This window comes from Paucibacter hankyongi (assembly GCF_037482915.1).
Classification (GTDB): Bacteria; Pseudomonadota; Gammaproteobacteria; order Burkholderiales; family Burkholderiaceae_C; genus Paucibacter_A; species Paucibacter_A hankyongi.
Genome location: NZ_JBBHJX010000003.1, coordinates 87,871 through 112,621 on the forward strand (window position 1 = coordinate 87,871; position 24,751 = coordinate 112,621).

A 24,751-nucleotide genomic window follows, 5' to 3' on the forward strand; every position below is an offset into this window, starting at 1 on the left:
CCATCCCGCCATTTCAAGGACCGGGACCCCGCGCGCATGGGTCGCACGGCGGCCCTTGCGCCCGGCAGTGGTGAAATACGCGCCGCCACTGCGACCGCCTTACGGGAACCCAACTTGCACACCTCAGCCGCTACCCCCCAAGCCCAGCACGCCACGCTCCTGCCTGCGCCACAGCTCAGTGCGCTGCCGCGACGGCTTCTGCAATGGCTGAGTCGTCTGCTGCCCCTGCTTTGGGCCGCGTTGCTTTTGCACCCGAGCACCGGCGCGGCTCAGCGCGTGCGCTTGCCCGTCTTTGACGCGGTCGTCGTCAACAGCTACCCGCATGACCCAGACGCCTTCACCCAGGGCCTGCTGTTCCGCGACGGCGTGCTGTATGAAAGCACCGGGCTGAACGGCCGCTCCTCGATTCGCAAAGTGGCGCTGGAGAGCGGCAAAGTGCTGCAAAAAACTGACATCCCTCAACAGTACTTTGGTGAGGGCATGACGGTGTGGAAAGACGAATTGTTCAGCCTGACCTGGCAATCGCAGATCGGCTTTGTCTGGGACCTCAAGACCCTCAAGCTCAAACGCCAGTTCAACTACAGCGGTGAAGGCTGGGGCCTGACGCACGATGAGCAGCATCTGATCCTCAGCGATGGCACGGCCACGCTGCGTTTCTTTGATCCCGCCACGATGAAGGAAGTCAAACGCTTGCAGGTCACCGCCCTGGGCCGCCCGGTGGAGCAACTCAATGAACTGGAATGGGTGGAGGGTCAGATCTACGCCAATGTTTGGCAAAGCGAGTTGATCGTGCGCATCGACCCGGCGACGGGCCAGGTCCACAGCGTCATCGACCTCAGCGGTCTGCTCAAACGCGAAGGCGCGGCCCGCGGTGGTGAAGACGTGCTCAACGGCATCGCCTATGACGCGGCGAAGAAGCGCCTCTTCGTCACCGGCAAGCTCTGGCCCAAGCTGTTTGAAATTCGGCTGGTGCCTCGGTCGCTGACGCAATAAAGCTAGCAAGCAGCTTCGAGGGACTGCCGGTGCACATTCAAGCCTTTGATCAAAGTCTGTTCCCCGCTCTGGTGCAAGCCATGCACGAACTGGATCAGCATTATTTCGGCGCACAGGGCGCGAGCATCGAAGCGCTGACACTGAGTCTGCAGCGCGGACTGTTGGGGGCCGATTCAGGCGTTCGGATTGTCGTTGCGCTGGATGGGGACGAGATCGCCGCCCTGGCGACCTACACCCTGCTCTACCCCGCGCCGCAGCAACGAGGGCAGCTCTTCATGAAGGATTTGTTCGTTCGCCAGCGCTGGCGCTCCCAAGGCTTGGGCGAACAGCTGATGCGCTACCTCGCCGCTTACGCGGTGCAAAAAGACTGCCTCCGATTCGACTGGACCGCAGAGAACGGCAACACCGGCGCCATGGCTTTTTATGAGCGCCTTGGCGCTGAGCACGTGACCGAGAAGGTCTACTACCGAATCAGCGGCGAGGCGCTGCTGAACCTGGGCGGCAAAGCAACAAGCAGCCCGTAGTGTGCGCAGCCCAGCACACCGACTTAGCCAATTGCGGGCCCCGAGACTCAAGACACAAAGGCGACCCACCGCGCGCGACGGCCTGACTTAGAAGCTCTTCTTCGCCACCTTGGCATGCGCCGGGTTGACCAACATCAGTGCGGCCGAGCCGTAGTATTTGTGGAACTCCGCCACCATTTCGCCACTGCTGATCACCGGGTCAGTGGCGGCCAACTGCTTGGCTTCTTCGATGTCTGACACCGCCAAGATGAAGAGGCCACGCCAACCGTCCACGCCGTCAAAAGGCCCGGCCAGCGCCAGTTTGCCCTCGGCCGCGAGTCGATTGATATTGGCGAAATGCCCTTTGAACATCGCGTCGCGCGCCGGCCCGGCGGGCATGGGCTTAGGCCCGGTCTTCAGCACCACCAATACATACTTGCGCATGCCGTAATCGTCTGCGCCGACGGATTGAGCCAAGTCGGCGTCAAAGGCAGGCTGGGCTGGCAAAGCTTGCTGCGCAAAGACAGGCACAACAGCTGCTGCAAGGCAAAGCGTCAGCACTTTGAGCAAGGGCAGTCTTGGCATAGCGGCTCCACAGAATTTGCTCAATGCTAATGGATCTCACGCTATCAGAGCGGCAATCCGATCCGCCCAGAACCCGGGGGCCATGCCGGGATAGACCTGGGTCTTCTTTCCTTCGAATGCCCTTACATTGAGCCCACATACAGCACACTGCAGGCGACAGATATGGACGGCGGCAACTGGAAAGAGATGTTCAACGCCGCCTGTGAAGGCGATCTGGCGCTGGTGCGCTACCACATGGAGCGCGGCGTGGATGTCAACTACGCCCATCCCGAGTTTCTGTCGACGCCGCTGGTCGCGTGCATCTTGGCCGGGCAAGAGCAAATCGCCTTGTTCTTGCTCGATGCGGGCGCCAATCCCAGCCTAGCGTCTGAGTTCGACGCATGCACGCCGCTGCAGGCGGCACGCCAGGCCAAGCTTGAGGCTGTCGCCGAGCGGCTACTGCAAATGGGGGAGCAAGAAGAGGCAGAAGTAAAAAGGGCCACAGCGTGGAAGCTGGGCCCTTGGTTTCATCGGCTCTTGTCCGGCGGTCGATCGGTCTGAAAAGCGCACCGACCGCAACGGTCAAAAGTCAGATCAAATTCACGCCGGTCTTGCTCTGCACTTCTTCGCGGGTCACGCCTTCGGCCAGTTCAACCAGCTTCAAACCTTCGGGCGTCACGTCCATCACAGCCAGGTCGGTGATGATGCGGTTCACCACACCCACGCCGGTCAGCGGCAAGGTGCAAGCAGGCAAGATCTTCATGTCGGTGGTGCCGTCTTTCTTGCGCGCCACATGCTCCATCAACACGATCACGCGCTTGACGCCGGCCACCAAGTCCATGGCGCCGCCCATGCCCTTGACCATCTTGCCGGGGATCATCCAGTTGGCCAGATCACCCTTCTCGCTGACCTGCATCGCGCCCAAGATGCTCAGATTGATCTTGCCGCCACGAATCATCGCGAAAGACTCGTGGCTGCCAAAAATCGACGAGCCCGCAATCGTGGTCACGGTTTGCTTGCCGGCGTTGATGAGGTCGGCGTCCACCTGATCTTCGGTCGGGAAGGGGCCAATGCCCAGCATGCCGTTCTCGCTTTGCAGCCAGACTTCTTTGTCCGCCGGCACAAAGTTCGCCACCAGGGTCGGGATGCCGATGCCCAGGTTCACATAGAAGCCGTCTTCCAATTCTTGAGCGGCACGCGCCGCCATTTGGTCTTGTGTCCAGGCCATGATCTTCTCTCCAGGTCGTTGGGGGCAGCGCTTCGGGTATCAAGCGCCCGCTCTGCCCCACCAAATTATTGGGAAATGGTGCGCTTCTCGATGCGCTTTTCCGGGTTCGCATTGACGACGATGCGGTGCACATAAATGCCCGGCAGATGCACGGCGTCGGGGTCGATCTCGCCCACTTCGACCAGATGCTCCACTTCCACCACGGTGATCTTGCCGGCCATGGCGGCGGCCGGGTTGAAGTTGCGGGCGGTGCGGCGGAAGACCAGATTGCCGCTCTTGTCGGCCTTCCAGGCCTTGACCAGGGCGACCTCGGGGCACAGTGCATGTTCGAGCACATAGGTGTGTCCGTCGAACTCGCGCAGCTCCTTGCCCTCGGCCACGATGGTGCCCACGCCGGTGCGGGTGTAGAAGGCCGGAATGCCAGCGCCGCCGGCGCGCAGCTTCTCGGCCAGCGTGCCTTGCGGCGTGAATTCGAGTTGCAACTCGCCGGCCAGGTATTGGCGCTCGAACTCTTTGTTCTCGCCCACATAGCTGGAGATCATCTTCTTGATCTGGCGGGTTTCCAGCAACTGGCCGAGGCCAAAACCGTCCACGCCGGCGTTGTTGGAGATGACCGTCAGGTCCTTGACCGCGCTGTCACGCAGCGCCGCAATCAAAGCCTCGGGAATGCCGCAGAGGCCGAAACCGCCCACCGCCAGCAACTGCCCGTCATTGACGATGCCCTGAAGCGCCTCGGCCGCGCTGGGGAATACCTTGTTCATGCGTGAGTCTCCGTCTAGCGTTCGCAAGCCTCGCAGCGTACTACGTATGGCGCTACGTAGGTCTTACGTAGAATCGCTTAAGAACCAACGCCTCCCCATACGCCGATTGGCAAAAGGCACCGCCCGCCCATGAACGCTCAGGACCTGCAAGCCGCCATTCCCACGATCTTTGCGCCCTGGATCATTGCCCTGGATTTGCGGGTGATTGCGGCCGAGGCGGGCAAGGTCACGCTGCATCTGCCGGTTAGCCCGCAGTTGGTGCATGTCGGCGGCGTGCTGTGTGGTCAGGCCACCATGGCCGCGGCCGATACCGCCATGGTGCTGGCCATGATGGCGCAACTGGGTGAGTTCCGGCCGATGACCACGGTGCAGTTGCAAACCAGTTTTCTGCGCCCGGTCAGCGGGGATCACTGCCTGGTCAGCGCCACGGTGCTGCGCAGCGGCAAGAGTCTGGCCTTTGGCCACATCGACATTGCCAACCCGGATGGCCGACTGGCCGCCCAGGCCACCACCACCTACGCCTTGCTGTGACGGCACACTCGTCCAATCAAAAAGCCGATGAGCCTGGACTACCGCACTGCCTTTGATTTGGCGCCGATCGGCTTGGTGCTGTCGGCCAAACGCCTGATCGTGGATTGCAACCGCCAATTGCTGACCATGTTCGGCGCCGAGCGCGAGCAATTGATCGGCCAAAGCTTCGAGGTGCTCTACCCCAGCCCGGCCGAATTCGAGCGCACCGGCGCGCGCATCGCGGCCAGCCTCGACGGCCAGGGCTTTTACGCCGATGACCGGGTGATGAAACGACTCGGCTCGGCTCAACTGTTTTGGTGCCATGTATCCGGGCGCGCTTTGAATCCGGCCGACCCACACGCCGAGGGCATCTGGAGCTTTGAGGACCTGTCGGCGCATCGCCAATTGACCGCCGAGTTGACCGCCCGTGAACGCGAGATCGCAGCCCTGCTGATCGAAGGGCTGACCAGCAAGCTGATCGGCCGGCGCCTGTCCATCAGCCCGCGCACCGTCGACGTCTATCGCGGCCGCTTGATGAAGAAATACGCCGCCGCCTCGACACCGGAGCTGATCCACAAGCTGCTCAGCGCTTGAGCCCAGTTGATTCAATAGTGCGGCGGCAAATCATCTCGCAAGCTGCGAAACACCGGGCCGCCGGCCTCGGGCATCTGTTGGCGCAGCGCCGCCACCTCGCGCCGCAAGGCATCGATCTGGTCCTGCTGGCGGGTGATGATCTGGTTCAACTGATCGAGCAGGTCTTCGCTGAACGAGGCCTTGATCTCCAACTCGATCAGGCGCTCTTCGGTGTCATGGGTGGAATTCATGCCTGTATTGGACTTCATCTTGGGCTCAAGCAGGGAGCGCACCGGGCGCGCGCGAGCACTTGCCTACAATTCAGGCTGACCCATGCCCAAAGACATGAACGCATCTCTCCCCGTCCTGAACATCTCGTCCTACAAATTCGTCAGCCTGCCGGACTGCGCGGCGCTGCGCGAAACCCTGTACCAGCGCGCCCTGGACCTGGAGCTGAAGGGCACGGTGCTGTTGGCCGAGGAAGGCATCAATCTCTTCCTGGCCGGCAGCGGCACGGCGGTGAACGCCTGGGTCGACGCGCTGCGCGAAGACGCCCGCTTTGCCGACCTGGCGCCGAAAGAAAGCTGGAGCGAGAGCACGCCGTTTCGCAAACTGCTGGTCAAGGTCAAGAACGAAATCATCCGCATGAACCACCCGGCAATCCGGCCCGACGCGCTGCCGCGTGCGCCGTCCCTGCCCGCGGTGACGCTGGCGCGTTGGCTGGAGCAAGGCCATGACGATGAAGGCCGCCCGGTCGTGACGCTGGACACCCGCAACGCTTTTGAGGTGGACTACGGCACCTTTGAGGGCGCCATCGACTGGCGCATCGCCAAGTTCAGCGAGTTCCCGGAGGCCGTACAGGCGCACCGCGAGGAGCTGATGGGCAAGACGGTGGTGAGCTTTTGCACCGGCGGCATCCGCTGTGAAAAGGCCGCCATCTACCTGCAGCAGCAAGGCCTGGACGGCCCGGTCTACCAGCTCGAAGGCGGCATCCTCAAGTACTTCGAAGAAACCGGCGGCCCGCATTACCAGGGCAGCTGTTTTGTCTTTGACGAGCGCGAGGCGCTGGACGCCGGCCTGCACGCCGCCGCCGAGATTCAACGCCCTGCGAGCGAGGCCCACCGGGCCAAGCCAAGCGGCACCACAGAAAGCAAGGTCAGCGCCGGATGAGCGTGCAACGCTTGGCTTGGCCCGATCTCTTGCTGCGCCTGCTGGGGGTTGTGCTGCTTGCCGCGGCCTTGGGCTTTGCGGCCACCAAGGCAGAGGACCGTTCGCTGGAAAGCCTGCTGCCGCTGTGGGCGCCGCCGCCGTCGGAGTTCATTGATTTGAACGGCCAGCTGGTGCATCTGCGCGACCAAGGCCCAGCGGATGACCCGCAGCCCATCGTGCTGATTCACGGCACTTCGGCGAGCTTGCACACCTGGGCCGGCTGGGTCGCGGAGCTGAGCAAAAGCCGCCGCGTTATCAGCTTCGACCTGCCCGGCTTTGGCCTGACCGGCCCCGCCAGCCAGGGCGACTACAGCATCGAGGCCTACAGCGCCTTCGTCGGCCGGCTGCTCGACCATTTGAAGATCCAACGCGCCGTCTTGGCGGGCAACTCGCTCGGCGGTGAGGTGGCTTGGACGGTAGCGGCCGACCGGCCCGAGCTGGCCGCCGGCCTGATCCTGGTCGACGCAAGTGGCTATGACTTCAAGCCCGAGGTGGTGCCGCTGGGCTTTTACCTGGCGCGCCTACCGGGTGTCAGCTGGCTGAGCCAGTACCTCTTGCCCCGCCAGTTGGTGGCCGCCAGTGTGCGCAGCGTGTATGGCGACCCGGCCAAAGTCACACCGGAGCTGATCGACCGTTACTTCGAACTGACCCTGCGCGCCGGCAACCGCCTGGCCTTGAATCAGCGCCTGGTGCAAATGCAGTTTGGCAACCATGTCGATCGCATCCAACAGCTGCGCCTGCCGACGCTGATTCTGTGGGGCGAACGCGACCGCTTGATCCCCCCGGTCAACGGCCAGGCTTTCGCACGTGATATCGCCGGCAGCCGCCTGGTCACCCTGCCGGGCTTGGGCCATGTGCCGCACGAAGAAAACCCGGCCGCCAGCCTGGCACCGGTACAAGCGTTTCTGACTACGCTCAAACCCTAGGTGCCGAGGCCTCGCATCCATAGCAAGATGCTCGCTTCGGTTTCATTACTCACCACTTCCCTGGAGATGCCATGCAAAAACGTCAACTGATTGCCCTGATCGCCCTCGGCTGCAGCGCCCTCGTCGCTCAAGCCCAGGCGCCAGAATGGAAGAAGATCCGCATTGGCGTTGAAGGCGCCTACCCTCCCTTCTCTGAAGTCGGCGCCGACGGCAAGCTCAAGGGCTTCGAAATCGACCTGGCTATGGCCTATTGCGCCGAGATGAAAGCCGAGTGCACCCTGGTGCAACAAGACTTCGACGGCCTGATCCCGGCCCTGCAAGCCAAGAAGGTGGACGCCATCATCGCCTCGGTCTCCATCACCGACGAGCGCAAGAAGACCATCGCCTTCTCCAACGCCTACTACAACACGCCCGCCCGCTTCGCCGGCAAGGCCGATGCCAAGCTGGACTTCTCGCCCGCCGGCCTGAAGGGCAAGAAGATCGGCGTGCAGCGCGCCACCATCCACGAAAAGTTTGCCGCGGCCATGTTCAAGCAAAGCGAAATCGTTCGCTACGCCACTCAGGACCAGGCCTTTTTGGACCTGAAGTCGGGCCGCATCGAATTGACGCTGGCCGACCTGGTGGCCATCGACCAAGGCTTCCTGAGCAAGCCCGAAGGCAAGGGCTTCGGCATGATCGGCCCCAACTACGACGATGTGAAGTACTTCGGTACCGGCTCGGGCGTGGGCATGCGCAAGGCCGACGAAAAGACCCTGGGCAAGAAGTTCAATGACGCGATTGCAGCCGTGGCCGCCAACGGCACCTTCAAAAAGCTCAATGACAAGTACTTCCCTTACGACATCGCTCCGAAGAAATAAGACCTGATGGCTTTGCAAGGACTGTTGATTGACTTCCTGCCCAGCCTGCTGGAGGGTGCTGGGGTCACGCTGAGCGTGGCCCTGGCCTCTTTGGCCATGGCAATGACGCTGGGACTGATGGGCGCGATGGCCAAGCTGTCGAAGTGGCGTTTCGCCCGCGCCCTCGCTTACCTCTACACCACGCTGATCCGCGGGGTGCCCGATCTGGTGCTGATGCTCCTGATCTTCTACGGCGGTCAAGTGGCGGTGAATACCATCGCGACCAGCCTGGGCCACGACGAATACATCGACATCAACCCCTACGTCGCCGGTGTGCTGACGATTGGCTTCATCTTCGGCGCCTATCTGACCGAAGCCTTCCGCGGCGCCTTCTTGGCCGTGCCGCCGGGGCAGCGCGAGGCCGGTCTGGCTTTCGGCCTAACGCCCTGGCAGATCGCCTGGCGCATCACTTGGCCGCAGATGTTTCGCCACGCCTTGCCGGGTCTGTCGAACAACTGGCTGGTGCTGATCAAGAGCACGGCCATCGTGTCGGTGATCGGTCTTTCTGACCTGATGACACGCGGCCAGCAAGCCGCCGGTTCCACCCGCGAGCCCTTTGTCTTTTATCTGGCGGTTGCCCTGATTTACCTGCTCTTCACCACCGCCAGTGAGTTCCTCTTCAACTGGCTGGAGAAGCGCTTCTCGACCGGCGTGCGAAAGAGTGCCCTATGAATTTCGAAGCCATTGTTGAGAACCTACCGCTCTATTTGGACGGTGCGCTGGCGACGTTTCAGTTGCTGGTGATATCGCTCGTTCTGGGCCTGCTGTTTGCCGTGCCGCTGGGCGTCTTGCGCAGTCTCAGCGGAGGCTGGGGCGCCGTGGTTTCACGCCTGATCTGGGTCTACACCTATGTGTTCCGCGGCACGCCGATGCTGGTGCAGCTGTTTCTGATTTATTACGGCCTAGCCCAGTTCGAGGCGGTGCGCGAAAGCGTGCTTTGGCCCTATTTGAGTTCGGCCTGGTTTTGCGCCTGCTTGAGCTTTGTGCTGAACACCTGTGCTTACACCACCGAGATCGTTGCCGGCGCCATCAAGGCCCTGCCGGCCGGTGAGATCGAAGCCGCCAAGGCCATCGGCATGAGCCGCTGGGTGATGTTTCGCCGCATCATCTTGCCCTCGGCCCTGCGCCGCTCGCTGCCGGCCTACAGCAATGAAGCGATCTTCATGCTGCACGGCACCTCGCTGGCCAGCATCGTCACCATCCTGGACCTGACCGGTGCGGCACGCCAGGTCAATTCGACCTATTACATCCCCTTCGAGGCCTTCATCACCGCAGCGATTTTCTACTTCCTGATGACGCTGACCCTGGTGGGCCTGTTCCACAAGGCCGAGGCGCGTTGGCTCAAGCCCTTGATGCCGCGCTGAAGTCGCGCAGTCATCTCGCCCATACCTCGCTCATCCCTCGCCCCTCTTTCGCCACAGCTTTGTTCAAGCCCAGCGCCGCGGCCCATAGACCTGATTGTTCATCTCGATGCAACTCCAACGCCACTCACTGATCTCCCCCGCCCCCGGCACGCAGCGCGAACTGATCTCGCTGCATTACGGCAAGCCCGGCGGCAAGAAGGCCTATATCCAGGCTTCGCTGCATGCCGATGAATTGCCCGGCATGCTGGTCGCGCACCATCTGCGGCAAAAGCTCGACGCGCTGGAGGCCGCCGGCCGCATCGACGGTGAAATCATCCTGGTGCCGGTCGCCAACCCGATCGGGCTGTCGCAATACGCCTTGCACATGCACCTCGGCCGCTTCGAGGCCGGCAGCGGCGAGAACTTCAACCGCCACTACCCCGACCAGATCGAGGCCGCCGCGCTGGCCGCCGAAAGCGAGCTGGGCCCCGACGCCAACCATAACGTGCAGGTGCTGCGGCGCGAGTTGCTGAAGGCCATCAAGGCCGCGCCGGTTGACACCGAGTTGCAGTCCTTGCGCCGCTTGCTGATGCAGATGTCTTGCGACGCCGACATCGTGCTCGACCTGCATTGCGACGCCCAGGCCGTCTTGCACCTCTACACCGAGACGCCTTGCTGGCCCGAATGCGAAGCGCTGTCCAACTACCTCGGTTCGCGCGTGACCTTGCTGGCGCAAGACTCCGGCGACAACCCCTTTGACGAAGCCTGCTCGCAGGTTTGGTGGAAATGGGACAAACGCTTCGCCGGGCGCTTCCCGATTCGGCAGGCTTGCCTGTCGGTCACGGTTGAATTGCGCGGCATGGCGGATGTGGAGCATGGCTTGGCCGAGGCCGATGCGCAAAACATCATCGACTTCCTGAGCTACCGCGGCCTCATCAATGGGCCGGTGCCGCCCATGCCGGCCGCCGTAGGCGACGCCCGCCCCTTGGCCGGCAGCATACCGATCAAGTGCGAGACCGCCGGCGTCTTGACCTTTTTACGCCAGGCAGGTGAAACCGTTGCGGCCGGCGATGTGCTGGCCCATCTGATCTGCCCCTTCACCGGCAGCGTGACCGAACTGAAGAGCCCGATCGACGGCTTGTTCTTCGCCCGCGATTTCGTTCGCTTTGCGGCGGCCGGCATGAAGATCGCGAAGGTCGCTGGCCTGCAGGCCACCCGCACCGGCAAATTGCTGAGCGCTTGAGAAAGAAGGCCATGTCTGAAGCCAGTCTGATTGTTGAAAACCTGCACAAACGCTATGGCGAGCGCGAGGTCCTGAAGGGCGTGTCGCTGTCGGCCAAGACCGGCGATGTGATCACCCTGATCGGCTCCAGCGGTTCCGGCAAGAGCACGTTCTTGCGCTGTCTGAACCTGTTGGAGCAGCCGTATGAAGGCCGCCTGTCGCTGAACGGCGAAGAGCTCAAGCTGGTGCGAGACCGCGACGGCAGCCTCAAATCTGCCGATGCCAAGCAGCTGCAGCACTGGCGCTCGCGCCTGGCCATGGTGTTCCAGAACTTCAACCTCTGGGGCCACCGCACGGTGATTGAAAACGTCATCGAGGCCCCCATCCACGTGCTGGGTGTGCAGCGCGCTGAGGCGATTGCCAAGGCCGAAGCCTTGCTGGCCCGCGTCGGCGTCAGCCATCGCAAGGATGTCTATCCCGCCCAGCTGTCTGGCGGTGAGCAGCAGCGTGTGGCGATTGCCCGCGCGCTGGCGGTGGAACCCGAGGTGATGCTGTTCGACGAGCCCACCTCGGCACTGGACCCGGAGTTGGTCGGCGAAGTCTTGAAAGTGATGCGCGACCTGGCCGCCGAAGGCCGCACGATGATCGTCGTCACCCACGAGATGGGGTTCGCCCGTGAGGTCTCCAACTACACCCTGTTCCTGCACCAGGGCCGGGTCGAAGAAGAAGGCAATCCACGCGAGGTGCTGCTGAAACCGCAAAGCCAGCGTTTGCAGCAATTTTTGAGCGGCGGACTGAAGTAAGCGGCCCTAAACTCAGGCTGAATCATGACGAGCTCAGCCACCGCCAACAAGGCGCCCCGCAACGGGGCCCTGCGCCCGGGCCTGCTAGATGGCCTGCTGATTGCGGCCGTCGCCTTGGCAGGCGTGGCGCTGTGCAGCCTCGGCTACCGCACGCTGCGTGATGCCGAGGCGCTGCGTCAGGAAGAGATCCTCGGCGCCGCCGTCCAGACCGTCTTGAGCTCGGTCGAACTGGAACTGACCCGCGCCACCGAAGCGACCCGCAACGGCGGCCTGATGCTGGAGCAGCAGCCTCAACTGCGGCGCGCCGATTTCAATCGCTATGCGCAAGGGCTGATCCGGCAGCTGCCCAGTGTGGGTGTGCTGGAGTGGCAACCACTGGTGCCCGCGTCCGCGCGGGCGCAATTTGAGTTGGATGCCCGCGCCCAAGGTTTGCAAGGCTACCGGGTGGTGGAACCGGATGAGAAAAACGGCACCTGGCTGCCGGCGCCGCCGCGCGATCACTATGTGCCGATTCTCTATGCCTGGCCCGAACAAGGTGCGGCGCTGGGCTACAACCTGGCAACCAGCCCGCTGCGGATGAGCTCCAAGTTGCAGGCTGCGGCACTCGGTGAGCCGGTGGCCTCGGAGAGTTTTCGAGTTTTGTATGGGGACATCGCCTCTTCCTCCGCATTCGGCTTTGCGATCACCGCACCGGTGTTCGCCAACAGCCCAGCAGAGACCGCCGCACAGTCGCGCGCCCTGCGCGGCTATCTGGCCGCGGTGATCGAATTGCCGCCCTTGCTGAAGCAGGCCGCCGAGCGCGCCAACGCCGCGCATCTGGACCTGCTGGTGTTCGACAAAGGCATGTCGCTGAGCAAACCGATCTTCGCCGGCATCGGCCCGGACAGTGATCTGCGCACCCAGGCCGGCGAGGTGGTGCAGACCGGGCGCCCTCGCGACCACATCAAGACACTGGACGTGGCGCACCGCAGCTGGCACGTCGTGCTGCACCCCAGGCCCGCATTTTTTGCCGCACTGCCAAGCAGTTATGCCGGCGCGGTGCTGGGCGTGGGCCTGCTGGCCACCCTGCTGCTGAGCTATACCGCGGGCCGCATCCTGCAAGACCGGCGCAAGCTGCTGAATGCACAGCGCTCACTGATCGACGAGCGCCAACGCCTGCAAAACGTGATCGAAGGCACTGGCGCCGGCAGTTGGGAATATGACTTCGAAAGCGATCAGATGTGGGTCAATGATCGCTGGTGCGAAATCGCCGGGCTCAAGCCGGCCGACTACCGCGTGCGCACAGGCTATCGCTGGCAGGAGGACTGCCACCCAGACGACCTTCCCGTGGTCAGCCAGCTCTTGTTGAAGCACCTGAATGGTGAGTCTCCGGCCTATGTGGCCGAGTTCCGGCGCCGCCACCTTGATGGCCGCTGGATCTGGGTCTCGGCGCGCGGCAAGGTAATGCGGCGCGATGGGCAAGGCCGGGCCTTGACGATTGCCGGCACCATGGTCGAGATCGAAGCACGCAAGCAGGCCGAAGCCCGCATTCTGGAGCTCAACAGCACGCTGGAGCAAAGAGTGGCCGAGCGCAGCGCAGAGCTGGAAGAAGCCATGCTGAAGCTGCACCACTCGGGCGAGGCCTTGTTCCGCAGCGAAGCCCGGGCGGCGCTGAACACCATGGTGGCCAGCGTCTCGCATGAACTCAGCACCCCGATGAGCAATAGCCTGATCGGCGCCAGCACACTGGCGGCCGTCGCCAAGGAGTTCCAACGCTCGCTGGAAGCGGGGGGCTTGCGGCGCAGTGAGTTGAATCAGTTTGTCGCCCAGGTACTGGAGGGCAGCGAGTTGGCGGTGCGCAATATGGAACGCGCCACCGACTTGATGCGCAGCTTCCGCCAGGTGGCGGCCGACCAGGCCAGCGAACAGCGCCGCGACTTTGACCTGCGCATGGTGATGCAGGAATTGCTGGACGCCTTGGCCCCCGGCCTGCGGCTACAGCCGCACCGCATCAGCCTGGAGATTCCCGAGGGCCTGAAGCTCGACAGCTACCCCGGCCCGCTCGAACAAGCGCTGACCAATCTGATCAACAACGCCTATTTGCACGCCTTCGAAGGCATGTCGGCGGGCGAACTGCACATCAGCGCGGTGGCCGCCGGGCCGGATCATGTACGCATCATCTGCCGGGACAATGGCTGCGGCATGGACGCGGCCACGCTGGACAAACTCTTCACGCCATTTTTCAGCACCAAGATTGGCCGTGGCGGCAGCGGGCTGGGCATCTCCATCGTCAACAACCTGGTCACCAAGACCTTGGGCGGCAGTTTGACGATCGAGTCCACGCCGGGCCGGGGCACCACCGTCAGCATCACGCTGCCCGTGAAGGCGCCGACTCCCAAGCCCTGACGCCAAAGTTCTGAAGCACAAGCCCTTAGGTACAAGACCTTGGGCACACAGCGCCGCCCCTGCCCTCAGGGTGGGTCGGAGCGCAAGACCTTCAGCACATCGGAGTGGAACTCGCGCTGATACAGCACATAGATCACGCCCGCGGTGGCAACCAGAAATGCCCAGGGTGAAAAGAACCAGGCCACCGCAGCGAAGGAGAGGTAGTAGGCGCGCAAGCCATCGTTGAAGGTCTCGGCCGCCAAACCCATGACGCGGCCGGCGCGGTCGGCAAACACCTCGCGCGAAGCCTCGCCGCGCTCGAACTGGGTGTACTCGGGCGCCGAGCCCACCAACAAGGCGCCAAAGGTGTATTGCCGCATGCTCCAGGTGAAGCGGAAGAAGGCATACACAAAGATCGACGTCAACAAGACCAGCTTCAGATCAAACACCAGCTCGGATGTGCGCGCCGCAAAAGGCAGTTCACGCACCAACTCGGAGGCCTTCTCCCCCGCACCCAAAATGGCCAACAGGCCGCCGATGATCAGGATGGTGGTGGATGCGAAAAACGAGGGGCTGGTGGACATGTTCTGCACCACCACGCCGTCCACCACCCGCACCTCACGGAAGGTGGCCTGGTACATCCAGCGCCAGCGCTCCAGATTCGTGGCCGCGAGCAAGGAGCCTTCGTAATGAGCGCGCTGCTTGGCAAAGCTTGCATAGCCCAGCCAGGCCGCAAAAAAGACAAACAGCGCCAACCAATCGAACAGCGGCAAAAAGGCGAGCAGGTCGTGCAGATTTTTCATGAAGACATTCGCAGAGAACTCAGGCAGATCGACAGGATAGTGCCGATCCTGCCCAATGCTCGCAAACGGCCCTCAGCTCGCCAGATCAAACACCAGCACTTCGGCATCCAGCCCTGCCTCCAACAGCACGGCCGCCTCCTCGCGCAGCTGCAGCGCATCGCCGGCCGCAAGGCTTTGGCCATTCACCTGCAAGCTGCCGCGCACCAGATGCACGTAGGCAAGGCGCCCTGCCGCCAGATCCAGGCGTACGCGCTCCGCACCGTCCAACAGGCCGGCATACAGCCGGGCATTGGCGCTCATGCTGACCGAACCTTCTGCGCCATCGGGCGAAGCAATCAGGCGCAAGCGGCCACGTTTTTCACTGTCGGCAAAGTGGGTCTGCTGATAGCTGGGCGGTATGCCCAAGCGGTCGGCGTCGGGCTGAATCCAGATTTGCAAAAAATGCGTGCTCTGCCCCTCGGCGTGGTTGAACTCGCTGTGGCGCACGCCGGCACCGGCGCTCATGCGCTGCACATCGCCGGACCGGATCACGCCGCTGTGTGCGCCGGCCGCGGTGCCGTTGCCCATGCTGTCTTTGTGCGCCAACTCACCGGCCAGCACATAACTGATGATCTCCATATCGCGATGACCATGCGTGCCAAAGCCGGTACCCGGTGCGATGCGGTCTTCATTGATGACGCGCAAGGCCCCAAAACCCATGCGCTTGGCATCAAAGTAGTCGGCAAAAGAAAAGCTGTGGAAGGACTTCAGCCAGCCGTGATCGGCATAACCGCGTTCCGAAGATTTGATCAGTTCAAGCATGGGGACACTCCTGCGGGGCTCGCCTCGGGACCTATGGCCTCGCTGACTGCCGCCTGTATTCAATGTAGACCAGCCCGGATCATTGACGGTCGCGCGACCTTGAAGGCAACGTTCAAATAAGATGAAGCCCCGCCCGAACCCCTTCCCCGATGCACAAGCCGGACAAATACCGTGCGCTGACCCCCGAAGCGCTCAGCATGATGGACACCATCGCCCGCACCGGCAGCTTTGCGGCCGCCGCACGCGAGATGGGCAAGGTGCCATCGGCCCTGACCTATAGCGTGCGCCAACTCGAAGAAGCGCTGGATGTTCTGCTGTTTGACCGGCGCTCACGCCAGGCCGAGCTGACCGCGGCCGGACTAGAACTGCTGGTCGAAGGCCGGCGCCTGTTGCAGGAGATCGACGCGGTGGCGAACCGGGTGCGCCGCATTGCCACCGGCTGGGAGAGTGAGCTGACCCTGGTCATCGACGATGCCATCGCCCGCCGTGCCTTGTTTGATCTGATGGAGGCCTTCTACCAAATCAAGGCCGGCAGCCCCGAGGCGCCAGCCGCACCGCCGACCCGGCTGAAGCTGCGCGTCGAGGTTTTGTCTGGCACCTGGGAAGCGCTGATCTCCGGTCAGGCCGATCTGGCCATCGGCACCTCGGCCCAGCCCCCCGGCAGCGCGGTGCATTGCGAGCCGATGGGCGAGATGGAGATGATTTTTTGCGTGGCGCCGCATCACCCGCTGGCCCAATACACGGAGCCGCTGGAGTCCAGCACCATTGCCGAGCACCGCATCATTGCGGTGGCCGACACGGCCCGCAATCTGGCGCCGATGACGATTGGCGTCATGCCCGGCCAAGAGGTGCTGACCCTGCCTTCGATGGCTAGCAAGCTCGAGGCCATGTTGCGTGGCATCGGCTGCGGCAGTTTGCCGCGCGCCATGGTGTGCCGCCATATCGAGGCCGGCCGGCTGGTCGAATTGCGCCGCAAGCAAACCCCGAGTCGATTCCCGCTGCACTACGCCTGGCGCAAAAGCGGCGCAGCCGGGGCTCAGGCACCCGGCATGGCGCTGGCCTGGTGGCTGCAGCAATTGCAAAGCCCCAACACCCGCAAGGCGCTGCTGGAACAGCATGAAGGGCTGATTCTTTGAACCCGGCCGAAGCCGCGCTTCAGCGCGAGCCCTACATCGGCCGCTTTGCGCCCTCGCCCACCGGCCCCTTGCACGCCGGCTCCTTGGTGGCGGCGCTGGCCAGCTGGCTCGATGCCCGCGCCCATCACGGCCGGTGGTTGGTGCGCATTGAAGATGTCGACCGGCCACGCTGCCCGCCCGGCATCGACCGGCTGATCTTGGACCAGTTGACACGCTGCGGTCTGCTGCCGGACGAGGCGCCGGTGTGGCAATCAAGCCGCGACGCGCTGTACGCCGAGGCGCTGGCCCGCCTGCGCGCGGCCGGCTGGGCCTATGGCTGCGCCTGCTCGCGCAAGCAAATCAGCGAAGCCTTGACGGCCCAGGGGCAACACAGCGAGCGACACGGCGAGTTGGTCTACCCGGGCACTTGCCGCGCGGGGCTGCAGGGTCGGCCGGCGCGCGCCTGGCGCTTGCTCAGCAGCGCCGATGCGGCCGGCAGGCAAGACCTGACCCTGCAATGGCAAGACCGGCGCCTGGGTGCGCAGACGCAGAACCTGACGACCGAGGTGGGCGACTTTGTGCTGCAACGGGCCGACGGGCTGTGGGCCTACCAGTTGGCGGTGGTGGTGGACGACGCCGCGCAAGGCATCAGCGACATCGTGCGCGGCGAAGATCTGGCCGACAACACGCCGCGCCAGATCCGGCTGCAGCAACTGCTGGGGCTGCCGCGCCCGCGCTATCTGCACACGCCGCTGGTGCTGGCGGCGGACGGGCAAAAACTCTCCAAGCAAAACGGCGCCGCCGCCCTGGACTTGAGCGAACCCGCACGCGCGCTGGGCGCCGCCGCCCTGATGCTGGGCCTGCCCACCGAAGGCGCCACGGTGACCGAGGTGCTGAGCCAGGCCCTGGCCGGCTGGCGGGAGAAAATTGCTGGCATGATGCCGGCCATGCCGCCTGCGACAATCGCACCCGGCAATTGAACGAACCCTGATGGCAGAAGGACCCCAGATGATTACCACCCCAAGCGGCCTGCAAATCGAAGACACCGTTGAAGGCAGCGGCGCCGTGGCCAAGTCCGGCCATGATGTCAGCGTGCACTACACCGGCTGGCTCTACAAAGACGGTGCCAAAGGCGCCAAATTTGATTCCAGCAAGGATCGCGGCCAACCGTTCAAATTCGAACTCGATGGCGGCATGGTCATCCGCGGCTGGGACGAAGGCGTGCAGGGCATGAAGATCGGCGGCAGCCGTACCCTGATCATCCCGGCCGAGTTGGGCTATGGCGCGCGCGGCGCCGGCGGCGTGATCCCGCCCAATGCCACGCTGATCTTTGAAGTCGAGTTGCTCGGCTTGAGCGGTGGCGACACCCCAGTCGAATTGAACCTGACCAGCAATCCCAGCGGTCTGCAGTTTGAAGACACCGTGGTCGGCGAAGGCGCCGAGGCCAAGGCCGGCCAGCGCGTCACCGTGCACTACACCGGCTGGCTCTACAAGAACGGCAACAAGGGCAAGAAATTCGACTCCAGCAAGGACCGTGGCGACCCGTTCCGTTTCGCACTCGGCGGCGGCGAAGTCATTCGCGGCTGGGACGAAGGCGTGCAAGGCATGAAGGTCGGTGGCACCCGCATGTTGGTGATCCCCGCCGAAATGGGCTATGGCGCGCGCGGCGCCGGCGGCGTGATCCCGCCGAACGCCACGCTGCTGTTTGAAGTGGAGTTGCTGGCGGTCTGAGTCAGGTCGACGCAACAGAACGGACAAGAACACACACAGAGGCCCCGATTGGGGCCTTTTTTCTTTCTGACGATTGCTCCTGTGGGCGTAGCATCAAAGCGGCTAGCCAGTTAGCCAGTCAGCCACTGCGGGAGACATGTGATGAACCTGCACGACCTTGACCACCTCTTGCGCTACTGGACCGCCGAGCAATGGCAGGCCAATGTACTGATGCTGTTCCACCTCATGGGTGCGATGGTGCTAGGTCTGGTGCTCGGCTATGAACGCGCCTTCCACGGCCGCGCCGCCGGCATGCGCACCTATGCCTTGGTCTGCATGGCCTCCACTGGCGTGATCATCTTGCTGGCCTACCCGCATCAATGGTTCGGCGGCCTGCAGGGTGGCAGTATTCCGCCGGCACTGGCCGACCCTACCCGCGTGATCCAGGGCGTGGTCACCGGCATCGGCTTTCTATGTGCCGGCGTCATCATGCGCGAGGGCATGAACATCAGCGGCCTGACCACCGCGGCCTCGCTTTGGGCCGCCTCGTCCATCGGCATCTTGTTGGGCATGGGCTTTTACTTCGCGGCCATCATGCTGACCTTGCTCTGCGCCAGCCTGATGATGTGGGGTGCCAAACTGGAATCCCACTTGCCTTCGCATCCCGCCATTGCGGTGATGCTGAGGGGCCAGCCTCAGCGCCAGTTTCAACAGGCCGAGTTGGTCAAGTTCTCCGACGAACTCGGCTTCCGCTTCGCCCCAGGCTCGCTCAGCATTGAGCTGTCGGGAGGGCGCGAAGAATGGCGCTTTGTCTGCACAGCCAAGCGCAACTTTGGTGGCGAAACGCTGACCCGTTTTGCCAGCCACGTACATGAGATCCCCGGCGTGGTCGAATTCCGCGTCACGCATGCGAGAAACTGAAACGCCTGACAGTCTGGCTTGCTTGTCGCTCCTCAATTCGTTTCTCAACTCGTCCCTCACTCCGCTGCCGATGAAGCCCCGCGCGAGCAAGTCCCTCCCCCAGTTTCATGCCCTGCTGACTGCCCTGCTCAGCGCCCTGCTCGCTTCGCCGGCCCTGGCTCAATGGCAGGCGCCGGCATATCACTTGCAGCTGCGGCCCGATTTCAAGCAGCAGACCGTGGCTGCACGGGCCTCCGTCCAGTTGCATCGCGGCCCCAACAGCGAAACAGGGCTGCGGCTGAATGCGCCGGACCTCGACATCCTCGAGGCGTCGATCAACGGCCAGTCCCTGTCTGCCCAAAAGCAGGCCGACGCTTGGTTGATCACGCTGCCACCCGATTTGGCCACCAGGCAAGACCTGACCCTGATGCTGGACTACATCGCCAAGGCGGGCGAAGGACTGGTGTTCGGCCCCGACTACGTCTACACCGCCTTCCACACCTGCCGCTGGCTGCCCTGCCTGGGCTCCGATCTGGGGCGGGCGGCTTTGAGCCTGAGCCTGGAGCTGCCGGCGGGGTACGACTCGCTCGCCAGCGGCCAGCCGACCGAAGCCAGCGACAAGCAGCACCGGCAATGGCGGCAAGCCCAACCCTACCCGCTCTACACCCTGGGTTTTGCCGCCGGCCGCTTTACGCGTGCAACGCAAAGCGCAGGCGGTTCCGGCAGAGATTCCACGACCCTGCACTATTTGGGTGTGGCCGATGAGCCCGAGGCCTTGCTGGCCAAGTTCAAAAGCACGCCTGCCATGCTGGCCTTCTTCAGCGCCAAGGCCGGCCTGCCACGGTCCCACCCCAGCTACAGCCAGTTGCTGCTGCCCGGCGGCGTGGCGCAGGAGGCCAGCAGTTATGCCCTGATCGGCCGCCGCATGCTGGACCCCATTTTGGAGACCGAGCAGGAGGACTGGGTCATCGCCCATGAGTTGGCGCATCAGTGGTGGGGCACGCTGATCAGTTGCGAAAGCTGGAGCGAGTTCTGGCTCAACGAGGGCGTCACCGTCTTCATGACCGCCGCCTGGAAACAACAACGCTGGGGCGAGGCGGCCTACCAACGCGAGATGGACATCGCCACCCGCGGCTGGCAACGCGCCAAGGACGCCGGTTTCGACAAGCCCTTGAGTTGGCCCGGCGACTACCCCAGCCTCGGCCTGAAGCGCGCCATTCACTACAGCAAGGCCGCGCTCTTCATGCAGGCCCTGCGGCAAGACATGGGCGAGCAACAGTTCTGGGCCGGATTCAAGCACTACACACAAAGCAATGCCGGCCGCCAGGTGCGCGCCCACGATCTACAAGTGGCGATGGAAGCCAAGGCCGGCCGCAGTCTGCAGGCGCTGTTTGACGCGTGGGTCTATTGAGCCGATGAGACTTTGAACCGCGAGCTCGATAAAACCGTCGGGGCCTGGCCTACTTGACCCACTGCGGGAAGTAGCCCAAACGATCTTGCGTGGCGCTGTCATGCGCCGGCAGCAGCACCAGCGCCGGGTCTTGCCGCATCAAGCTGCGTAAATGTTCTACGCTGTGCTGGGTTTGCTCGGCATGGCCATCCACCAGGGCGGCGGCGGCCCAGAACTTCGGCGCACCGGCCTTGATGGCGTCCACAGTCCAGGCCACATCGCCGATGAAGAAATACACCTGGCCACTGTCCACCGTCAGGAACAGGCCAATCGATCCCGGCGTGTGGCCGGGCATGGGCACCAGCACCACCGTCCCGTCGCCAAACAGGTCAAGGCTTTGCGCATAGCCGCGATAGGGCTGCGGCTGGAATTTCAACTGCTCCCATTGGATGGACTCGCTGGCGATCTGCGAGGCCCAGGTGCCACCCGGCCCGCGAGTCGGATGGCGAATCAAGTCCATCTCGGCGGCCGCCACGCCGATCTTCGCCTCCGGAAAGTCCAGCGTGCCGCCGGCATGATCCCAATGGCTGTGACTGAGAATGACCCGGCTCAGCGGCGCAATGCCCGCCCGGTCAAGCTGCTCGCGGGCCGGCGACACAGGCGCCTCGTATTTGAAAAACGGCCGCCACCACAGCGGCATATCGGCACGGTACTGCTCGCCGATCTGGCGGCCCATGCCGGTGTCAAACAGAAAGTACTCATCCCGGTGCTTGATCAAAAAAGCCGAGAAGTTGGAGTCAATCTGTTTGCTGAAACTGCCACCGGGCACCAGCAGGCCCTCCATCACAGCAACGCGCGAGGTCTTGATGATGGCGAAGCCGATCTCAGGGAGCGGAGGCGTCTGGCTTGGGGCAGCGCTTGCCGGCTTGAGCAGCATGGCTGACGCCATCAGCATTTGCACGAGGAGGTAGAGGAAAGTTCGCATGGGCTGGCTAACTGAGAGCTGTTGAAGGAGATGAAAACCAAGCTTAAAGATTGGTCTATGCTCCAAGGTCAAGCCGCCACCGCACTTTTTTTGTCGCCGCCATGAACATCAGCCAGCTGGCCCGGGCCTGCCAGATCTCCACCGACACCGTGCGCTATTACGAGAAGCAGGGTTTGCTGGCGGCAGCGACGCGGCAGGAGAACGGCTACCGCAGCTATGCGCCGGCCCAGCTTGAGCAACTGCGCTTCATACGCGGCGCGCAGGCGCTGGGCTTTTCGCTGCAAGAGATTCGCGCGATCTTGCCCCTGTTGGCGCAGGGCAAACTGGGCCGCGCCGAGATCGAGCAACAGTTGCAAACCAAGATGGCGGAGATCGACGCCCATATCACGCAACTGCAGTTGCTGAAGACCGAGCTCGCGGCCACCTTCGCCGCACTGCGCTGCACGCCCGAGCGCACGCTCGTGACGGACGACGCCGTGGCTCCCGACAGCGGCAGCGGCGCCGGGGCAGCGGTACGCAAACGCAGCTTCAAGCCACCCGGCGCAGCGAAGGCTTAACCGATCTATTGCGGCCTATGCTGTGGCCGAAGGGTCGGGTCTTGCCAATTGCCTCCCGGGTAAAAGGCTTTCAACCAAGTACCTGTCACCCTCCTCTGGCCTCCCTGCGAGGTTTCGATTTTTCACTTGGCCGGACCCATGCGCCTGCATATACTCGACCGCACTCTGAATGCTTAGACTTTTTGGAGTCGGCTTCTTCGGCTACTGCACTCCTTAGTCCTGCCAATCGACCCCGAACAGGAAGTCAGCCATGAAACTCAATACAGTCTTTTGTGCGATCGCAGTTCTCCTGACGCTCCCTCTAGCCGGCGAAGCAGCCATAGTCCAGAACGGAAGCTTTGAGAACCCTCTGAATACTTGGGTGAACACATCCGCAAACTACATGGCCGTTGCAGATGGCTCCACGGCCATCACTTCTTGGGCCGTCACCCAGGCAAATGGGCGTGGGGTGGCGTGGGCGATGAATCCAACCAACGACAGCTACTTTGCTTCGGCGGGCTCCTATTTCGTCGACTTGTCAGGATTCGGCGTCGAAGCGGGGCCGAACGCTGCGCTAGAGCAAACATTGCAGAACTTGATCGCCGGGCAAACCTATACGGTCGGCATTGACTACTGGGGCGATCCCGTCAAGATTGCCATCGGCGGCACGCTCGTCGCGACAGCTGGAAGCGCCTCTTATGGGTGGTCGCATCTGAGTAGCACATTCACGGCAAGCGGGATGCAAGAGCTCATTTCGATCGGACGCGGTGGCTCAAGCGGTGTTGCCTTCGTCGACAATCTGACCGTCAGCGGCCCTGATGCGAGCAATACGACTGGAAATGGCAAGTTACCCGAGCCCGGCTCATTTGCGCTGGTCGCTGCTGCACTTTTGGCCCTTGGGGGAACTCGATCCCATCGTGCTCGACATTTTTCCAAGCCGTCAGCCGATATGCTTCATAACGGTTTGACATGACGCATTCGCACCTGAGCTTTTGGCGTTAACTACTTCGATATTCAATCGTTTGTTTGTTGCCAACACCAATAGGCAAGGTTGGAGCTCCGCCGGGATCCAAGCCCAAATTTTGGGTGGCCCGCCCGACCCCAGCGTTTACTATGGATCAACCCCGTTGCTGCCGCAATCAAGTCCATATCGCGCATACTGATTTCACACATGCCAAAGCGCAGCTGGCAGCCCCAATTCAATTGCCCGCAAGAAGACCTAAGGCGCCCATGTCAGGGATGAATGGGCGTTTCCTGCCCTTACCGCCAAGCTGCATCGTGTCGAAACGGGACAAAGCCGCAACCCATGGCGCCAGTGCCGATGTGCGGAGTGGAGACCGCACTTCTATGGGTCTCAGCTCAGCGTTGAGGCATGAGACAAAGCACTGAGCGCGAACCGGAGCTAACTGAGCGAACCCAGTGAGTGCGCCCCAACAGCCCAAGCATCAGCAGCCCGGCCAGCAGATAGGCCCAACTGGCAGCTTCCGGTACCGGGCTGAGCAGATAGCTATTGCCATTCTGGTCGCTGACCAGCAACTGGCCAGCATCATTCAGGCCCCAGACATCGTTCAGATACAGGTCTTGCCCCACATTCACCAGGCTGTTCAAGTCCACCATCCCCTGCCCGTTCGGGCCGGTGATGAAAACGTGGCCGGCGAGATAAGAATCGGCATCCGAGCCATTCAGCAACATGCCAGCCACCATGCCGGCATTGTTGATATAAGAGGCCTGGCTTTGCAGCCAGCCCAAGGTACCCAGATCGCTCATGCCCTGGGCCGCGGCGCCGGTGATAAAGGCGTGCAGACTGCCATCGGCCACACGCGAGTTGCCCACCACCTGTCCAATGCCATTGATGGCCATGGCCGTGCTACTACGTCCGCCCAGCGTGGACAGATCGGTGATGTCGGCGCCGTTCAAACCCCAGACCACGGCATGCAAGCTGCCGTCGCTCAAGCCTGAACTGCCAACGATCAGCCCGTCTGCGTTGATGCTGTTTGCGCCGCTGGTGTCGCCACCGAGATTCGCCAGTTGCACCGCATCGCTGCTGTTGGGCAGCCATTTGACGGCCTGGAACTTGTTGTTGGCATTGCGGGCGAAGCCAATCACCGTGCCGCTGTCATTGACACCTCGGGCCGTGCTCACATTTCCGCCCAGGCCGCCGAGCATCGTTGCATTCTGTCCCTGCGCACCGGTGACAAAGGCTTGAACCTTGGTGGCTCCACCGCTGACCATTAACTCTCCGGCGATTTGACCCGAAGCATTGAGTGCATTGCCGGTGGCCTGGCCCGCCAGATGGGTGTACGCCAAAACACCTTCACCATTCGGCCCAGAGAGAAAGGCTTGAGAGGAACTGGTGTCGGTCGGCACGCTACCGGTCACTTGGCCCTTGGCGTTCAAACCATAGGCAAACATGCCGTTCGTGCTCAAGTTTTGGACTTGGTAGGACTGCGCTTTCGCCGGGCTCATGAACAAGCCGCCGGCCAATGCCAGGGCGGCCATCAATCGTGTCAAAGGCTCGAGTGTTGTGAGGCTCAAGGTCATTCGTTCTAGTTCGCGCACTCCGCCAAGGCTGCTCGTTCGCCGGAACGGGCGGCCAATGGCAAGGTACGTTGAGTT

At 62.9% G+C, this 24,751-nt stretch carries 28 protein-coding genes and 1 pseudogene; 21 read left to right on the forward strand and 8 right to left on the reverse strand.

Annotated features, from left to right (window positions below; all coding sequences use genetic code 11):
- The first annotated feature begins 114 nt into the window (after positions 1-114).
- Together WG899_RS06355 and WG899_RS06360 are read left to right on the forward strand one after the other, a co-directional pair.
- Positions 115-993 (forward strand): glutaminyl-peptide cyclotransferase, encoded by an 879-nt coding sequence (locus WG899_RS06355; protein WP_339594790.1) that lies wholly within the window; start codon positions 115-117, stop codon positions 991-993.
- 29 nt (positions 994-1,022) lie between these two features.
- Positions 1,023-1,517: a GNAT family N-acetyltransferase gene (locus WG899_RS06360; protein ID WP_339594791.1), complete on the forward strand. Its 495-nt coding sequence runs from the start codon at positions 1,023-1,025 to the stop codon at positions 1,515-1,517.
- 87 nt (positions 1,518-1,604) lie between these two features.
- Here WG899_RS06360 and WG899_RS06365 read toward each other — a convergent pair whose 3' ends face one another.
- Positions 1,605-2,081, reverse strand: coding sequence for a YciI family protein (locus tag WG899_RS06365; RefSeq protein ID WP_339594792.1), 477 nt, complete (start codon positions 2,079-2,081; stop codon positions 1,605-1,607).
- Between the two features lie 162 nt (positions 2,082-2,243).
- Here WG899_RS06365 and WG899_RS06370 point away from each other — a divergent pair, with 162 nt between their 5' ends.
- Positions 2,244-2,621 carry an ankyrin repeat domain-containing protein gene (locus WG899_RS06370; protein WP_339594793.1) on the forward strand — a complete coding sequence of 126 codons (378 nt, stop codon included), beginning with the start codon at positions 2,244-2,246 and terminating at the stop codon, positions 2,619-2,621.
- Between the two features lie 28 nt (positions 2,622-2,649).
- Here WG899_RS06370 and WG899_RS06375 read toward each other — a convergent pair whose 3' ends face one another.
- Positions 2,650-3,288 carry a CoA transferase subunit B gene (locus tag WG899_RS06375; RefSeq protein ID WP_339594794.1) on the reverse strand — a complete coding sequence of 213 codons (639 nt, stop codon included), beginning with the start codon at positions 3,286-3,288 and terminating at the stop codon, positions 2,650-2,652.
- A gap of 65 nt (positions 3,289-3,353) precedes the next feature.
- Entirely contained in the window at positions 3,354-4,049 is a 696-nt protein-coding gene (locus WG899_RS06380) for a CoA transferase subunit A (RefSeq protein WP_339594795.1), read from the reverse strand.
- A 129-nt stretch (positions 4,050-4,178) separates the two neighbouring features.
- Between WG899_RS06380 and WG899_RS06385 the strand changes: the two genes are divergently transcribed.
- Together WG899_RS06385 and WG899_RS06390 are read left to right on the forward strand one after the other, a co-directional pair.
- Entirely contained in the window at positions 4,179-4,580 is a 402-nt protein-coding gene (locus WG899_RS06385; protein ID WP_339594796.1) for a PaaI family thioesterase, read from the forward strand.
- A 27-nt stretch (positions 4,581-4,607) separates the two neighbouring features.
- Positions 4,608-5,153, forward strand: coding sequence for a LuxR C-terminal-related transcriptional regulator (locus WG899_RS06390; protein ID WP_339594797.1), 546 nt, complete (start codon positions 4,608-4,610; stop codon positions 5,151-5,153).
- 11 nt (positions 5,154-5,164) lie between these two features.
- Here the strand turns inward: WG899_RS06390 and WG899_RS06395 are convergent, their stop codons facing one another.
- On the reverse strand, positions 5,165-5,383 hold the full coding sequence (locus tag WG899_RS06395; RefSeq protein WP_339595143.1) for a SlyX family protein: 219 nt from the start codon (positions 5,381-5,383) through the stop codon (positions 5,165-5,167).
- Positions 5,384-5,477: 94 nt separating this feature from the next.
- Between WG899_RS06395 and WG899_RS06400 the strand changes: the two genes are divergently transcribed.
- The 8 genes from WG899_RS06400 (at position 5,478) to WG899_RS06435 (ending at position 13,916) form a co-directional block, all read left to right on the forward strand.
- On the forward strand, positions 5,478-6,302 hold the full coding sequence (locus tag WG899_RS06400; RefSeq protein ID WP_339594798.1) for a sulfurtransferase: 825 nt from the start codon (positions 5,478-5,480) through the stop codon (positions 6,300-6,302).
- Positions 6,299-7,267 (forward strand): alpha/beta fold hydrolase, encoded by a 969-nt coding sequence (locus WG899_RS06405; RefSeq protein WP_339594799.1) that lies wholly within the window; start codon positions 6,299-6,301, stop codon positions 7,265-7,267. Before WG899_RS06400 ends, WG899_RS06405 begins: the two co-directional genes overlap by 4 nt.
- Positions 7,268-7,338: 71 nt before the next feature.
- Entirely contained in the window at positions 7,339-8,124 is a 786-nt protein-coding gene (locus WG899_RS06410) for a lysine/arginine/ornithine ABC transporter substrate-binding protein (protein WP_339594800.1), read from the forward strand.
- A 6-nt stretch (positions 8,125-8,130) separates the two neighbouring features.
- A complete protein-coding gene (locus WG899_RS06415; RefSeq protein ID WP_339594801.1) occupies positions 8,131-8,835 on the forward strand; it encodes an ABC transporter permease in 705 nt (234 codons plus the stop codon).
- On the forward strand, positions 8,832-9,527 hold the full coding sequence (locus WG899_RS06420; protein ID WP_339594802.1) for an ABC transporter permease: 696 nt from the start codon (positions 8,832-8,834) through the stop codon (positions 9,525-9,527). Before WG899_RS06415 ends, WG899_RS06420 begins: the two co-directional genes overlap by 4 nt.
- Positions 9,528-9,633: 106 nt before the next feature.
- Positions 9,634-10,749, forward strand: a complete 1,116-nt coding sequence (locus tag WG899_RS06425) for a succinylglutamate desuccinylase/aspartoacylase family protein (protein ID WP_339594803.1) — start codon at positions 9,634-9,636, stop codon at positions 10,747-10,749.
- Positions 10,750-10,760: 11 nt separating this feature from the next.
- Positions 10,761-11,531 (forward strand): ABC transporter ATP-binding protein, encoded by a 771-nt coding sequence (locus WG899_RS06430; protein ID WP_339594804.1) that lies wholly within the window; start codon positions 10,761-10,763, stop codon positions 11,529-11,531.
- Between the two features lie 24 nt (positions 11,532-11,555).
- On the forward strand, positions 11,556-13,916 hold the full coding sequence (locus tag WG899_RS06435) for a CHASE domain-containing protein (protein WP_339594805.1): 2,361 nt from the start codon (positions 11,556-11,558) through the stop codon (positions 13,914-13,916).
- A 65-nt stretch (positions 13,917-13,981) separates the two neighbouring features.
- On the opposite strand, the gene WG899_RS06440 is transcribed toward WG899_RS06435, so the two are convergent.
- Positions 13,982-14,698 (reverse strand): DUF599 domain-containing protein, encoded by a 717-nt coding sequence (locus WG899_RS06440; protein WP_339594806.1) that lies wholly within the window; start codon positions 14,696-14,698, stop codon positions 13,982-13,984.
- A 72-nt stretch (positions 14,699-14,770) separates the two neighbouring features.
- Positions 14,771-15,499 (reverse strand): pirin family protein, encoded by a 729-nt coding sequence (locus tag WG899_RS06445; protein WP_339594807.1) that lies wholly within the window; start codon positions 15,497-15,499, stop codon positions 14,771-14,773.
- 149 nt (positions 15,500-15,648) lie between these two features.
- On the opposite strand from WG899_RS06445, the gene WG899_RS06450 reads away from it, so the two are divergent.
- The 6 genes and pseudogenes from WG899_RS06450 (at position 15,649) to WG899_RS06475 (ending at position 20,635) form a co-directional block, all read left to right on the forward strand.
- Positions 15,649-16,635 (forward strand): LysR family transcriptional regulator, encoded by a 987-nt coding sequence (locus WG899_RS06450; protein WP_339594808.1) that lies wholly within the window; start codon positions 15,649-15,651, stop codon positions 16,633-16,635.
- On the forward strand, positions 16,632-17,594 hold the full coding sequence (gene gluQRS, locus WG899_RS06455; RefSeq protein WP_339594809.1) for a tRNA glutamyl-Q(34) synthetase GluQRS: 963 nt from the start codon (positions 16,632-16,634) through the stop codon (positions 17,592-17,594). Before WG899_RS06450 ends, gluQRS begins: the two co-directional genes overlap by 4 nt.
- A 28-nt stretch (positions 17,595-17,622) precedes the next feature.
- Positions 17,623-17,967 (forward strand): annotated as a pseudogene (locus tag WG899_RS06460) (FKBP-type peptidyl-prolyl cis-trans isomerase); the annotation flags it as partial.
- Between the two features lie 30 nt (positions 17,968-17,997).
- Entirely contained in the window at positions 17,998-18,345 is a 348-nt protein-coding gene (locus WG899_RS06465) for an FKBP-type peptidyl-prolyl cis-trans isomerase (RefSeq protein WP_444718822.1), read from the forward strand.
- A 141-nt stretch (positions 18,346-18,486) separates the two neighbouring features.
- Positions 18,487-19,245: an MgtC/SapB family protein gene (locus tag WG899_RS06470; protein ID WP_339594810.1), complete on the forward strand. Its 759-nt coding sequence runs from the start codon at positions 18,487-18,489 to the stop codon at positions 19,243-19,245.
- A 70-nt stretch (positions 19,246-19,315) separates the two neighbouring features.
- Positions 19,316-20,635, forward strand: coding sequence for a M1 family metallopeptidase (locus tag WG899_RS06475; RefSeq protein ID WP_339594811.1), 1,320 nt, complete (start codon positions 19,316-19,318; stop codon positions 20,633-20,635).
- A gap of 49 nt (positions 20,636-20,684) precedes the next feature.
- Here the strand turns inward: WG899_RS06475 and WG899_RS06480 are convergent, their stop codons facing one another.
- On the reverse strand, positions 20,685-21,599 hold the full coding sequence (locus WG899_RS06480; protein ID WP_339594812.1) for an MBL fold metallo-hydrolase: 915 nt from the start codon (positions 21,597-21,599) through the stop codon (positions 20,685-20,687).
- A gap of 101 nt (positions 21,600-21,700) precedes the next feature.
- On the opposite strand from WG899_RS06480, the gene WG899_RS06485 reads away from it, so the two are divergent.
- Positions 21,701-22,156 carry a MerR family transcriptional regulator gene (locus tag WG899_RS06485; RefSeq protein ID WP_339594813.1) on the forward strand — a complete coding sequence of 152 codons (456 nt, stop codon included), beginning with the start codon at positions 21,701-21,703 and terminating at the stop codon, positions 22,154-22,156.
- Positions 22,157-22,406: 250 nt separating this feature from the next.
- Positions 22,407-23,108: a carbohydrate binding domain-containing protein gene (locus tag WG899_RS06490; protein WP_339594814.1), complete on the forward strand. Its 702-nt coding sequence runs from the start codon at positions 22,407-22,409 to the stop codon at positions 23,106-23,108.
- Between the two features lie 386 nt (positions 23,109-23,494).
- Here the strand turns inward: WG899_RS06490 and WG899_RS06495 are convergent, their stop codons facing one another.
- Complete coding sequence (locus WG899_RS06495) at positions 23,495-24,634, reverse strand: hypothetical protein (protein ID WP_339594815.1); 1,140 nt, start codon at positions 24,632-24,634, stop codon at positions 23,495-23,497.
- Positions 24,635-24,751: the final 117 nt, after the last annotated feature.

Coding starts and splice junctions, on each gene's coding strand:
- WG899_RS06365 (WP_339594792.1), bottom strand. CDS start 2,081: ATGCCAAGACTGCCCTTGCTCAAAGTGCTGACGCTTTGCCTTGCAGCA.
- WG899_RS06430 (WP_339594804.1), top strand. CDS start 10,761: ATGTCTGAAGCCAGTCTGATTGTTGAAAACCTGCACAAACGCTATGGC.
- WG899_RS06410 (WP_339594800.1), top strand. CDS start 7,339: ATGCAAAAACGTCAACTGATTGCCCTGATCGCCCTCGGCTGCAGCGCC.
- WG899_RS06480 (WP_339594812.1), bottom strand. CDS start 21,599: ATGCGAACTTTCCTCTACCTCCTCGTGCAAATGCTGATGGCGTCAGCC.
- WG899_RS06405 (WP_339594799.1), top strand. CDS start 6,299: ATGAGCGTGCAACGCTTGGCTTGGCCCGATCTCTTGCTGCGCCTGCTG.
- WG899_RS06435 (WP_339594805.1), top strand. CDS start 11,556: ATGACGAGCTCAGCCACCGCCAACAAGGCGCCCCGCAACGGGGCCCTG.
- WG899_RS06395 (WP_339595143.1), bottom strand. CDS start 5,383: ATGAATTCCACCCATGACACCGAAGAGCGCCTGATCGAGTTGGAGATC.
- WG899_RS06425 (WP_339594803.1), top strand. CDS start 9,634: ATGCAACTCCAACGCCACTCACTGATCTCCCCCGCCCCCGGCACGCAG.
- WG899_RS06400 (WP_339594798.1), top strand. CDS start 5,478: ATGAACGCATCTCTCCCCGTCCTGAACATCTCGTCCTACAAATTCGTC.
- WG899_RS06490 (WP_339594814.1), top strand. CDS start 22,407: ATGAAACTCAATACAGTCTTTTGTGCGATCGCAGTTCTCCTGACGCTC.
- WG899_RS06390 (WP_339594797.1), top strand. CDS start 4,608: ATGAGCCTGGACTACCGCACTGCCTTTGATTTGGCGCCGATCGGCTTG.
- WG899_RS06420 (WP_339594802.1), top strand. CDS start 8,832: ATGAATTTCGAAGCCATTGTTGAGAACCTACCGCTCTATTTGGACGGT.
- WG899_RS06440 (WP_339594806.1), bottom strand. CDS start 14,698: ATGAAAAATCTGCACGACCTGCTCGCCTTTTTGCCGCTGTTCGATTGG.
- WG899_RS06470 (WP_339594810.1), top strand. CDS start 18,487: ATGAACCTGCACGACCTTGACCACCTCTTGCGCTACTGGACCGCCGAG.
- WG899_RS06450 (WP_339594808.1), top strand. CDS start 15,649: ATGCACAAGCCGGACAAATACCGTGCGCTGACCCCCGAAGCGCTCAGC.
- WG899_RS06370 (WP_339594793.1), top strand. CDS start 2,244: ATGGACGGCGGCAACTGGAAAGAGATGTTCAACGCCGCCTGTGAAGGC.
- WG899_RS06385 (WP_339594796.1), top strand. CDS start 4,179: ATGAACGCTCAGGACCTGCAAGCCGCCATTCCCACGATCTTTGCGCCC.
- WG899_RS06380 (WP_339594795.1), bottom strand. CDS start 4,049: ATGAACAAGGTATTCCCCAGCGCGGCCGAGGCGCTTCAGGGCATCGTC.
- WG899_RS06375 (WP_339594794.1), bottom strand. CDS start 3,288: ATGGCCTGGACACAAGACCAAATGGCGGCGCGTGCCGCTCAAGAATTG.
- WG899_RS06495 (WP_339594815.1), bottom strand. CDS start 24,634: ATGGCCGCCCTGGCATTGGCCGGCGGCTTGTTCATGAGCCCGGCGAAA.
- WG899_RS06415 (WP_339594801.1), top strand. CDS start 8,131: ATGGCTTTGCAAGGACTGTTGATTGACTTCCTGCCCAGCCTGCTGGAG.
- WG899_RS06485 (WP_339594813.1), top strand. CDS start 21,701: ATGAACATCAGCCAGCTGGCCCGGGCCTGCCAGATCTCCACCGACACC.
- WG899_RS06445 (WP_339594807.1), bottom strand. CDS start 15,499: ATGCTTGAACTGATCAAATCTTCGGAACGCGGTTATGCCGATCACGGC.
- WG899_RS06475 (WP_339594811.1), top strand. CDS start 19,316: ATGAAGCCCCGCGCGAGCAAGTCCCTCCCCCAGTTTCATGCCCTGCTG.